Genomic DNA, 12,030 nt, shown 5'->3' on the forward strand with positions numbered 1-12,030 from the left:
CTGTTCCTCTTCCTCGAGAATTGAGAGGACCTTCACGATGACAGAACTTGATACGAGCGAGCGCACAGCACTGGTTACCGGCGGTGCGTCGGGTATCGGCCTTGCCACTGTGCATGCGCTGGCTGGTGACGGCTGGAAGGTCGTGGTAGCAGACCGCGACGTGAAGGAAAGTCTGCGGACGGCACTCGAGAGGGACTATCCCCATCGCATCAGGCTTGTACAACTTGATGTGACGGACGAAACCGCAGTCGAAGCGCTCATGGCGGAGACAGAGGCTGACTTCGGTCCGCTGCGAGGCGTTGTCTGTTCGGCCGGAATAGGCCGCGACACACCTTTCTTTGACACAACCGCGGATATGTTCCGGCAGATATACGAAATCAATGTCATCGGTACGTTTCTGGTGACGCAATCCGGTGCGCGGATCATGGCCGCAAGCGGTGGCGGCGCAATCGTCAATCTGGCGTCGATTTCCGGCATGCGCGGCAATATCGGACGTTCTGCCTATGGCGCATCGAAGGGCGCCATCATCAACCTCACCAAGGTGATGGCGGTCGAACTTGCCCCATACAATATCCGCGTCAACGCTATTGCACCTGGGCCCGTCGAAACACCGATGGCTGCCGCGCTGCACACCCCGGAAATTCGCGAGGGCTGGAGCCGGACAGTACCGCAACGTCGCTACGGCCAACCGGAAGAAATCGCCAGCACAATCGCCTTTCTTCTGGATGAAAGCCGCTCAAGTTATGTGACCGGCCAAACCCTTGCCGTCGATGGCGGGTTCACGGCTGGGGGGCTTATCGGCTAATCGGTCTCATGCAATTCGGGATAGCTAAGGCTCTGCAATTCGGTGGGATCACGTCCTTCGATCCGGCGTAATACAGCAAGGGCCAGCTCACGCCCCGCGTGACGGACATCCTCGTTGAACACGATGATCTCGGGGCGAAACCATTGCAGAAAATCTGTTGTCTGTTTCGACACCAGATCGATGTCACGGCCGAGTTTCAGGCCAACAGCTTCGATACCTGCAACCACGGCAACGGCCAGCCCACCTGTACAGCAGATAATGCCATCTGGCGGGTTGGGTTCGCGCATGAACATTTCGGTCCGGTTGCGCACATCGCTCAGCGAGACACTGCCATTCCAATGATCAACGGTCACGCCGGTTGCACCGCACTCCTGCAGCCCGCGTTTGAAACCGTCATCGAGATGCCAATAATATGTGTGAGCAGGACCCGGTCCTGCAACCATGGCAATCCTGCGCCGGCCGCGTTCGACAAGGCTTTTCACTGCTGCATAGGCGTAAGCTTCATTGTCGAAGTCGTGAAAGGGATGTTCAATCCCCATTTTGGTCCGTCCATGGGTGGCGAAGGGAAAATCGTGTTCCGTGAGATAACGAACGCGCGGATCCGATGGTTCAGTCTGGGACATGATAATCCCGTCCGCCGAGCCCGTTTCAATGATGTAGCGGATCGGATGCATCGGATCATGCTCCGGCGAATAGGGCGTAACGATCAGATGATAGGGTGTCTCCGCAAGAATTTCGGAAATGCCGTAAACGAGATTGGATGTGAGCCCCATGATCTCGCTTTGCGCGTTGAGAACAAGACTGATGACATTGGTTTTGCCGGTGCGCAAACGGACACCTGCCCGGTTCGGCCGGTAACCAATCTGTTTGGCTATAAGCTTTACGCGGGTCTTCGTTGCCTGACCAATCTCCGGCGCATCCTTCAGGGCGCGTGATACGGTTGTCACACCCAGCCCCGCCATGAAAGCGATCGTCTTCAGCGTCGGCCGCTCGCCGTCCGCGAGAACTGCCACCCTTTCCCCATCGCTGGGATTATGCCGCTTGTCGTTCATGCCATTGCAACCAGTTAAAGCCCTGTCTTTTCTCTGTATGGACCCGCAAAGCTTGATCTTCAAGATACCTTTTTCGAAAACCTGTAACGTTTCAGTTATTTATAATTTTGGTTTGATCCATCATTGTCCAAGCTAATTTTTCTGCCAACTTCTGTCGCTCCTCTCGACAGAACCTGCATATAAATCGGCGACACCTCTCTACAAAATCCGGATAATTATATGATTTTATTGAAGTTTATGCGAACTTCCACATATTATATCGATTATCGAAAAAAATAGAGACCAGCCGATTGCCTCATTCAAAGTTTTGAATTACCGTACCTGTAACGTTTCAGATTTGGGAGGATACGATGCGTTACCGTACATCAATGGCCATTCTGGCTGCATCCACATTTCTTTGGACAACTGGCATAGCCAGCGCTGTCGACCTCGAAGTCACCCATTGGTGGACATCAGGCGGCGAAGCAGCGGCTGCGAAGGTTCTCGCAGAATCATTTGACAAACAGGGCGGCGACAAATGGGTCGACGGCGCCATTGCCGGTAGCGGCTCCACCGCAACCCCGATTATTGTCAGCCGTATTCTGGGCGGCAACCCCATGGGCGCGACACAGCTCAACACCGGGCGCGACGCCGAAGATCTGGTCAAGGCCGGTATGATGACCGACTTGTCCGAACTTGCAGCCAAGGAGGGCTGGACGAGTTTTATCCGCCCGGCAAAGTTGCTCGATGCCTGCAAATATGAAGGCAAGATTTATTGCGTTCCGGTCAATATCCATTCAGCCCAGTGGATGTGGATTAATCCCGAGACGTTCAAGGATGCGGGCGTGCCCGTGCCTGCCAACTGGAAGGATTTTGTCGCAGCAGCGCCCAAACTGAAGGAAAAAGGTATCATTCCTTTGGCTACGGGTGACGCATGGCAGGTCAACGCCATTTTTAACGTCATGATCCCTTCGCTTGGTGGCAAGGAGCTTTTCAAGAAGGTCTATCAGGACAAGGATGCCGAAGCCGCTGCAAGTCCGGAAATGAAAGCCATCTGGGAGTCTTTCGCACAGACCCGCGATCTGGTTGATCCAGGTTATGTGGGCCGATCATGGAACGAGGCAACCAATCTGGTGATTACCGGAAAAGCCGGTGCGCAGGTCATGGGCGACTGGGCGCAGGGTGAGTTTGGACTTGCCAAGAAAGTTGCCGGCAAGGATTACGACTGCCTGCCCGGATTGGGTGTTAATGCCATCCTCGATACGGGCGGCGATGCATTCTATTTCCCTAAGAACCAGAACCCTGAAGTGACCAAAGCGCAGCTCAAGCTGGCGAGCATTTTGCTTTCAAAAGAAACGCAGGTTGCCTTCAACCTCGCCAAGGGTTCATTACCCGTGCGCGGTGATGTGGATCTGGAAGCGGCCAATGCCTGTATGAAGAAAGGCATCGAGATTCTCAAAAGCCCTGAGAATATCCTGCCTTCGCTCAATCAGAATCTGACAGCCGACACCAAAGGGCAAATCGAGGATTTGACGAAAGAATTCTTTGCCGATGCGAGCATCAGTGTCGATGCCGCGCAGGCGCGTTTCGTCGATATCATCAAGCAAGCTCAGTAAAGCTTACCTTCCCATTTGTAGCTACCGGTTGCGGAAGTAACCGGCTGCTACGAGAGGGCTGCCGGAGAACATTATGGGTTCCACAGCACGTCCAAATACGCTCTTCAAGAATTTGAATGCCAAGGTTGCAGCGCTGCCGATGATAGCGACCGTCCTTGTGGTCTTCATCGGCTGCACATTGTGGACCGTTGTTTATTCCTTCACAGCTTCGCGGGCTTTGCCCGAATTGACCTTTGTCGGATTTGATCAGTATGTGCGTCTGTTTAATACGCCCCGCTGGAACATCTCCGCCGTCAACCTCGCCATATTTGGCGTGTGCCTTTTGTTTTTCTCATCCATTGTCGGCTTTATTCTTGCCGCGCTGATGGACCAGAAAATTCGCTTCGAGAATACATTCCGCACCATCTTCCTCTATCCCTACGCGCTTTCCTTCATCGTCACCGGCCTTGTGTGGCAATGGATATTGACGCCGACCTACGGCATCCAGAAAGTAGTGCGCGATCTTGGCTTCGAGAACTTCACCTTCTCCATCCTCAATGATCAGCGTTATGCAATCTACGCCATCGTTATCGCCGGCATGTGGCACGGCACGGGCCTCGTCATGGCGCTGATGCTTGCGGGCTTGCGCAATATTGACGAGGAAATCTGGAAGGCGGCGCGTGTCGATGGCATTCCGACCTGGAAGACCTACCTTTTCATCATCATCCCGATGATGCGTCCGGTTTTCATTACGACGATTGTTTTGACATCGGCCGGTATTGTCCGCGTCTACGATCTTGTGGTCGCGTTGACCGATGGCGGCCCTGGCAATGCCAGTGAGGTACCCGCTAAGTATGTCTACGAATTCATGTTCCGCCGCGCCAATCTCGGACAAGGCCTCGCTGCGTCTACGATCATGCTGACAACCGTTCTCATCATCCTCATCCCGTGGGCCTTGATGGAATTCCGTGAGGGCAAACGCAAATGACCATTGCAAGCCAGACCAACGAACCACGCGGCAAGCGGCCCACGCAGCGGTTCGCACCATCCACCATCATGATTTATGGCGTGCTAATCGTCGCCGCCGTTTATTATCTGCTGCCGCTTTACGTGATGATTGTCACATCCTTGAAAGGCATGCCGGAAATCCGTCTTGGCAACATCTTCTCGCCGCCCGTCGAAGTGACGTTTCAGTCATGGAGCACGGCTTGGGACAGCGCCTGTACCGGACTTTATTGCGAAGGCTTGAAGGTCGGCTTCATGAATTCGGTGAAGATAACCATACCAAGCGTGATCGCCTCGATTCTGATCGCGTCGGTGAATGGCTATGCGCTTGCCAACTGGCGCTTCAAGGGCTCGGAAGTGTTCTTCAGCATTCTGCTGTTCGGTGCCTTCATTCCCTATCAGGTTATGCTTTATCCGCTGGTGATCATCACCCGCGATCTCGGCATCTTCGGCACGCTTACCGGTGTTATCGTCATCCATACGATTTTCGGCATGCCAATCCTCACGCTGTTGTTTCGCAACTATTTTGCGTCGCTGCCGGTTGAACTGTTCAAAGCCGCACGGGTGGACGGTGCGGGATTCTGGCGGATTTTCTTCCAGATCATGGTGCCGATGTCCGCGCCGATCTTTGTCGTGGCGATCATCCTGCAGGTCACAGGTATCTGGAACGATTTTCTCTTCGGCGTCGTCTTTGCCGGGACGAAGAATGTGCCGATGACCGTTCAGCTCAACAACATCGTCAACTCGACGCAAGGCGTCAAGGAATACAACGTCAACATGGCAGCCACCATTCTCACTGGTCTGGTGCCGCTGCTTGTCTACTTCTTTTCAGGCAAATATTTCGTCAGGGGGCATTGCCGCTGGCGCTGTCAAAGGATGATTGCGGATGCAGGAAATTTTTCCAACCCAGAAGGAGCGGATCAGCATGACCCAAAAGAGCTCCAGTGTTTCGATCAAAGACCTTTCGCTCAATTACGGTTCAGTAAGTGTGTTGAAGGACCTCAATATCGATGTGGCCGATGGCGAGTTTCTCGTCCTGCTCGGCCCGTCGGGTTGCGGCAAATCCACCTTGCTCAATTGCATTGCCGGGCTTCTGGAAATCTCCGACGGGCAAATCTTCATCAAAGACAAAAATGTCACCTGGAAAGAGCCGAAAGATCGTGGCATCGGCATGGTATTCCAGTCCTATGCGCTTTACCCGCAAATGACGGTTGAGAAAAATCTTTCCTTCGGGTTGCGTGTTGCCGGACTGCCGAAAGCGGAGATTGCCAAACGCATTGCCAATGCTGCCGATATCCTGCAAATCGGCCCACTTCTGCAGCGCAAGCCCGGAGCGCTTTCCGGTGGTCAGCGCCAGCGCGTGGCTATCGGCCGGGCACTGGTGCGTGACGTCGACGTGTTCCTTTTCGATGAACCGCTCTCCAATCTCGACGCCAAGCTGCGTTCCGAATTGCGCGTGGAAATCAAACGGCTGCATCACAAGCTTGCCAACACAATGATCTATGTCACACACGATCAGATCGAGGCATTGACGCTTGCGGATCGCATCGCCGTGATGAAGGGCGGGCTGATTCAGCAGTTGGACGAGCCACTGACGATTTACAACAAGCCGCGCAATTTGTTTGTCGCCAGCTTCATCGGTTCACCCTCTATGAATTTTCTGAAAGGTGAGATCGGCGAGAAAGACGGCAAGCCGGTTTTCCGCATTGCCGACCTGGATATTTCGCTCGAAAACTATGTGGCGCAGGAACCGTTGCAACCGGGCCGTTCCGTGATTTTCGGTTTTCGCCCCGAGCACATCGCCATCAGCGATCAGCCCGGCGTGGCGGGACGTTCCTGTCGGGCGGTCGTTGATCTTGACGAGCCGATGGGTGCCGACAGCCTTGTCTGGCTGAAAGTTGCAGGCAAGGCCATCTCCGTGCGCGTCGATTCCGGACGGCGTTACCAGAATGGCGAAATTGTTCATCTTACCTTCGATCCCGCCCTCGCCTCCCTCTTCGACTCCCCAGACCGAAGACCGTATCTAGCAAACCTTATGGAGTACTGACCGTGACTGACTTTTCCTACCAGCTCTACAGTTCCCGCAATTTTCCGCCGCTTGAGAAGATACTCGCGATCCTGCAGAAAAATGGCTATGCGCAGGTCGAAGGTTATGGCGGTGTCTATACGGATGCGGCAGCGACCAGAGCCGCACTTGATGCCTATGGTTTGACCATGGCGTCCGGCCACTTCAGCATCGATCTTCTGGAGAAGGAGCCGAACAAGGTTCTCGACATCGCCGGAACACTTGGCCTGAAGGTGATTTACTGTCCGCATCTTGCAGCAGACGAACGTCCGGCGACCGCTTCCGGCTGGTCGGATTTCGGCAAGCGGCTTGAGGCGGCAAATGCAACCTATAGCGATGCAGGATACATTTTCGGCTGGCATAACCATGATTTCGAATTCAAGGCTCTGCCTGACGGATCTATCCCGCAAAAACTCATCCTTGATGCAGCGCCCAGCATATCCTGGGAAGCGGACATTGCGTGGGTTATCCGGGGTGGCGCCGATCCTTTCCAGTGGATCAAGGATTATGGCTCCCGCATTACGGCCGTCCATGTGAAAGACATCGCGCCTGCGGGCGAGAACACCAATGAAGACGGCTGGTCCGATGTCGGCTACGGCACCGTTGACTGGAAGGCACTCTTCGCCGCGCTGAAGGGCACACCGGTTCAATATTTCGTCATGGAACACGACAACCCGGCAGATGATGAGCGGTTCGCCCGCCGCTCCATCGCTACCGTCAAGGCATTTTGAAGAAAGACAGCATCATGGCCAAAACACTTGGTATCGGCATTATCGGTGCCGGCAATATTTCCGCCACTTATCTCAAGCTGGCCCCGTTGTTCAAGGGCATCCAAATCCGCGCAGTTGCCGATCTCAACAAGAAGGCAGCAGAGGAACGGGCAAAAGAATTTGGCATCGAGGCACGCAGCATCGACAAGCTGCTTGCCAGCGATGATATTGATCTTGTCGTCAATTTGACCATTCCCGATGCGCATTTCGACGTGTCGCAGCAAATCCTTTCAGCAGGCAAGCACCTCTATTCGGAAAAGCCGCTGACGCTCTCTCTCAAGGATGGTCTGGAGCTGCAGAAACTTGCCAACAAGAAGGGCCTGAAAGCGGGTTGTGCGCCCGATACGTTCCTCGGCGGCGCACATCAGCTGGCACGCAAGGCTGTTGATGACGGACAGGTTGGCACGATCACATCAGGCACAGCGCATGTCATGAGCCACGGCATGGAACACTGGCACCCGAACCCGGACTTCTTCTTCCGTCCGGGTGGCGGCCCCATCCTTGATCTTGGCCCATACTATATTGCCAATCTGGTCAACCTCATTGGTCCGGTCAGGCGGGTTGCGGCTCTGACCTCCATGGCAACACCCACGCGCACCATTTCCAGTGAACCGCGCAAGGGTGAAAAAATTGATGTGACGACACCGACCACCATTCAGGCTCTGCTTGAATTTGAAAGTGGCGCATCGATCACCTTGTCCGCGAGCTGGGATGTCTGGGCGCACCACCATCCGAACATGGAGCTCTATGGCACTGACGGCTCGCTGTTTCTGCCCGACCCGAATTTCTTCGGCGGCGATGTCAAACTGGCCAAGCCTGGCAAAAAGGCAAAGTCGCTCAAGAACTGGTCGCATCCGTTCGGCATTCCCAACCAGAAGCACTCGGTCGGCATGATGGCCAATTACCGGACAGCCGGGCTTGCGGACATGGCCGCGGCCATTCTCGAAGGCCGCGATATTCGCTGCTCCCTCGAGCGGGCACTGCACGGCGTCGATGTCATGGTATCGATCCTGCGCTCCGGCGAGGAAAAGAAGTTCATCGACATCAAGTCGACGTGCTCGCGTCCGGAAGCTCTGGGCATCAAGGAAGCAAAATCCCTGCTCAAGAAGAAATAAGCGTTCACCCTCCCAAGGTGTACCATCCCCTCTGCCTCAGGCAGAGGGGCAGCGCTTATTCTACTCCGCTGCCGGATCGAGCAGTCTCGGCCCCGGCCCCTGTTCCGACAGTTCGTCCCACGGATTGCGCAAGGGACAATCCTGCATCGATAAACAGCCGCAGCCGATGCATGTGCTGAGCTGGTCTCGCAAACCAATCAGCTTGTTGATTCGTTCATCCAGATCGGCCTTCCAGCCCACCGAAAGCCTTCGCCAGTCCTCAGCTGTCGGCGTACGCCCTTGCGGCAAAGTCGATAACGCGTCCGCAATGGATGCGAGGGGAATGCCAGTGCGCTGCGCCACCTTGATGATAGCAACACGCCGCAATATTTCGCGCGGGTAGCGCCGCTGATTGCCCCGGTTACGTTCGCTCTGGATGAGGCCTTTGCTCTCATAGAAATGCAGCGTGGAAACAGCGACACCACTGCGGGAAGCCACCTCTCCGACTGTTAACTGCCTGTTGCGTTCGCCGGGTTTGATTGTCATTGCTTATGCCTTAACCTCAATAATACTTCAGGTTTATACGAAAGGAAAACGCGTTTGTAAATTTGCCGGGCATGCTCTTTCGGGCTGGACATGCGCCCTGCGAAAGGGTCCTTTAATGAAACCAGTGATTGCCAGGAGGAGAAAAGCCTATGCAGCCCCGCTATACCACAGTGGTTTCTTTTGCCGTCTCTCTCGCTCTATCTACAATTCCCATCACCACTACCTTTGCAGCATCGCCCGAACCGGCAAAAGCCGAACATGGCATGGTTGTGACCGCGCAGCATCTTGCATCGGAAGTCGGCGTTGATGTTCTGAAAAGCGGCGGCAATGCTGTCGATGCAGCGGTAGCGGTGGGCTATGCGCTCGCTGTTGTTTACCCGACGGCGGGTAATATCGGCGGTGGCGGCTTCATGACGATTCGTCTCAAGGACGGCAAGACTACCTTTCTCGACTTTCGCGAGCGGGCTCCGCTTGCATCCAGCAAAACCATGTATCTCGACGACAAGGGCAATATCGTCAAAGGTCTGAGCACCGACGGGTATCTGGCGGTTGGCGTGCCGGGGTCCGTTGCCGGATCCGAACTTGCGCGCACAAAATACGGCACCAAAAAACGCGAGGAATTGCTCGGGCCAGCCATACGCCTTGCCCGTGATGGCTTTGCCCTGGTACAAGGCGATATCAATTCTCTAAAGAGCGGCAACAAGAAACTGGCGAAGGATCCGGCTGCAGCCGCCATCTTTCTGAAGCCGGATGGCAAACCCTATGCGGTTGGCGAAACACTGATTCAGACTGATCTTGCCGCCACACTTTCCGGCATATCCGATAAAGGCCCGGATTCGTTTTACAAAGGCGCGACTGCCGACATGATTGTCAAGGCGAGCCAGGACAAGGGCGGCATTCTGGCAAAGCAGGATTTCGAGCAATATTCGGTTCGTGAACTAGAGCCGGTCAAGTGTAATTACCGCGGCTATGATATCGTTTCGTCACCACCACCCAGTTCCGGCGGCGTTATTATCTGCGAAATCCTGAATGTACTTGAGGGCTATCCGCTATCCTATCTCGGCTATGGCTCGGCCGAAACTGTACATGCCATGGTTGAAGCAATGCGCTATGCCTATGTTGATCGCAACTCAGCGCTTGGCGATCCGGACTTCGTCAATAATCCTGTCTCGAAACTGCTCGACAAGGCCTATGCCAAGGAAATTCGCGAGAAGATCAGCCCGTTCAAGGCTGGTGTTTCGCAGGAGTTGATGCCCAAAGGCCTTGGCGAAAGCAAGGAAACCACGCACTATTCCATCATTGACGATGAGGGCAACGCTGTTGCGGTAACCTATACGTTGAATGGTTCGTTCGGCGCCGGCGTCGTGGCTGCGGGAACCGGCATCCTCCTCAACAATGAGATGGATGATTTCACGTCCAAGCCGGGTGTGCCCAATCTCTACGGACTTGTGCAGGGCGAGGCCAATGCCATTGCTCCGAAGAAAACACCGCTATCATCCATGAGCCCGACCATCATCTCGAAAGACGGCAAGCCGTTCATGGTCATTGGCAGTCCGGGCGGTGCGCGCATCATTACCATCACGCTGGAAGCAATCCTCAATGTGATCGACCATGGCATGAATATTCAGGAAGCCATCGATGCGCCCCGCGTTCATCATCAATGGCTCCCGGACAAAGTCTATATGGAGCCCTACGCACTGTCGGCTGACACACGCAAGGTTCTGAGCGATATGGGTCACGTAGTCCAGATCGATAAGGACTGGTCAATCTGGGGTCAGGCTGCCGGCATTCTCGTCGGTGGTGAAAGCCTTTCAGTCATCGAAAAGGGTGACGGCGCCCGTTACAACGGTGCGATTGACAGCCGCGCGAGCTCCGGCGAGGCCAAGGGCTACTGACGGGATCAATCGGGCTGGCGGCAAACTGCCAGCCCATTTCTCACAAGCTGAAATCAAGCATCCGGTCACGCAGCTGCCGGATGGTTGCAGCATCGGCATTGGCAAAGGCAAAACGCAGAAACTCAGTATGGCCTGCTCCGAAATATTCGCCCGGAATGGCCAATATTCCTGCCTGTTTGGCCAGATGTTCAGCAACTTCCACCGATGATCTCTCTGCAAACGGATGGCGTACGAAGGCAAAATATGCGCCGATCGCTTCAAGCCGCCAGCCGCCGAGGCCAGTCATGACTTCGCGCAACGCCTGAGCCCGGGTATCGATCTCATGCCGGTTGCCGGAGCGCCAGTCACTCAAAGCCGGAAGCGCTTGGGCCACCGCAATCTGCGGCGCGCGCGGTGCACATATTTGCAGATTGTCCATGATCTTGGCAATTTCCGTGACAACAGTTTCGCCTGCTGTGATCGCGCCCAGCCTGTGTCCCGGAATACAGAAAGATTTGGAAAAGCTGTAGAGCTGGATCAGATTGTCTTCCCAGCCTGCCTCGTTCAAAAGCCCATGCGGTGCACCGGCCCCTTCCAGCAGAAAGTCGCGATAGGTCTCGTCAAGAATAAGCCAGATGCCATGCTGCTTGCAGACATCGAAGATCGCCTTGAGACGCTCCGGCGAATACACGGCGCCTGTCGGATTGTTCGGCGTAACCAGCGCCAGCCCCCGCACGCCCGGCACCAATGCCTGCTCGACCGCTTCTACCGTCGGCACAAAACCGTCTTCGGCATCACAGGCGACGAAGCCCGTTTTGATACCGAGCATGGACAGTGTGGTCTCGTGATTGAAATAAAACGGATCACTCATCAGCACCGTGTCACCCGCCGCCGCAACAGCCATCGCTGCGCAGATAAAGGCCTGATTGCAGCCCGACGTGATGTGGATATTCTCAGCAGCAATTCCGGCACGGTAAAGCTCTGACACATGCGCCGCGTAGGCCGTACGCAACACGCTTTCGCCCTCGATGGGGCCATAGTTGGCATAGGCAACGGATGAGGACGCCTCGCCCAGCCATTTCAGCATGTCCGGATGCGGCGGATAACCTGGAACCGCCTGCGATAGATCAATCAATGGCCCATGCGTGCCCGTATACGACCTGCCCCAGGCCTGCACTGCCGGGATCGGCGGCGGTGACAGACGGGTGACGAGCGAATTCAGCACAGCGGCAGTCATGGGCAAGT

Annotated in this window: 9 protein-coding genes and 2 pseudogenes; 8 read left to right on the forward strand and 3 right to left on the reverse strand. The window is 55.2% G+C overall.

The genetic code is table 11. The features are described 5' to 3' along the window. Positions 1 to 37: 37 nt before the first annotated feature. On the forward strand, positions 38 to 805 hold the full coding sequence (locus HB779_RS24075; protein ID WP_188346434.1) for an SDR family NAD(P)-dependent oxidoreductase: 768 nt from the start codon (positions 38 to 40) through the stop codon (positions 803 to 805). Here the strand turns inward: HB779_RS24075 and HB779_RS24080 are convergent. Further along, the gene (locus tag HB779_RS24080) at positions 802 to 1,857 is read right to left on the reverse strand and encodes a LacI family transcriptional regulator (RefSeq protein WP_188346435.1); all 1,056 of its coding nucleotides are present in this window, start codon (positions 1,855 to 1,857) and stop codon (positions 802 to 804) included. The two genes, HB779_RS24075 and HB779_RS24080, sit on opposite strands and share 4 nt — an antisense overlap. Positions 1,858 to 2,207: 350 nt before the next feature. Between HB779_RS24080 and HB779_RS24085 the strand changes: the two genes are divergently transcribed. The 6 genes and pseudogenes from HB779_RS24085 (at position 2,208) to HB779_RS24110 (ending at position 8,386) form a co-directional block, all read left to right on the forward strand. After that, positions 2,208 to 3,452: an ABC transporter substrate-binding protein gene (locus HB779_RS24085; protein ID WP_188346436.1), complete on the forward strand. Its 1,245-nt coding sequence runs from the start codon at positions 2,208 to 2,210 to the stop codon at positions 3,450 to 3,452. A gap of 73 nt (positions 3,453 to 3,525) precedes the next feature. Beyond that, on the forward strand, positions 3,526 to 4,419 hold the full coding sequence (locus tag HB779_RS24090; protein ID WP_188346437.1) for a carbohydrate ABC transporter permease: 894 nt from the start codon (positions 3,526 to 3,528) through the stop codon (positions 4,417 to 4,419). Further along, positions 4,416 to 5,316, forward strand: a pseudogene (locus tag HB779_RS24095) (carbohydrate ABC transporter permease). Before HB779_RS24090 ends, HB779_RS24095 begins: the two are co-directional and overlap by 4 nt. 45 nt (positions 5,317 to 5,361) lie before the next feature. Next, a pseudogene (locus tag HB779_RS24100) lies at positions 5,362 to 6,463 on the forward strand (ABC transporter ATP-binding protein). A 22-nt stretch (positions 6,464 to 6,485) separates the two neighbouring features. Beyond that, a complete protein-coding gene (locus HB779_RS24105) occupies positions 6,486 to 7,232 on the forward strand; it encodes a sugar phosphate isomerase/epimerase (protein ID WP_188346439.1) in 747 nt (248 codons plus the stop codon). 14 nt (positions 7,233 to 7,246) lie between these two features. Then, complete coding sequence (locus HB779_RS24110) at positions 7,247 to 8,386, forward strand: Gfo/Idh/MocA family protein (protein WP_188346440.1); 1,140 nt, start codon at positions 7,247 to 7,249, stop codon at positions 8,384 to 8,386. 60 nt (positions 8,387 to 8,446) lie between these two features. Here HB779_RS24110 and soxR read toward each other — a convergent pair whose 3' ends face one another. Beyond that, positions 8,447 to 8,911: a redox-sensitive transcriptional activator SoxR gene (gene soxR, locus HB779_RS24115; protein ID WP_188346441.1), complete on the reverse strand. Its 465-nt coding sequence runs from the start codon at positions 8,909 to 8,911 to the stop codon at positions 8,447 to 8,449. Positions 8,912 to 9,060: 149 nt separating this feature from the next. Between soxR and ggt the strand changes: the two genes are divergently transcribed. Then, a complete protein-coding gene (gene ggt, locus HB779_RS24120) occupies positions 9,061 to 10,806 on the forward strand; it encodes a gamma-glutamyltransferase (RefSeq protein WP_188346442.1) in 1,746 nt (581 codons plus the stop codon). 40 nt (positions 10,807 to 10,846) lie between these two features. Here ggt and HB779_RS24125 read toward each other — a convergent pair whose 3' ends face one another. Beyond that, positions 10,847 to 12,022: an aminotransferase gene (locus tag HB779_RS24125; protein ID WP_188346443.1), complete on the reverse strand. Its 1,176-nt coding sequence runs from the start codon at positions 12,020 to 12,022 to the stop codon at positions 10,847 to 10,849. Positions 12,023 to 12,030: the final 8 nt, after the last annotated feature.

This window comes from Phyllobacterium sp. 628, assembly GCF_014189505.1.
GTDB lineage: Bacteria > Pseudomonadota > Alphaproteobacteria > Rhizobiales > Rhizobiaceae > Phyllobacterium.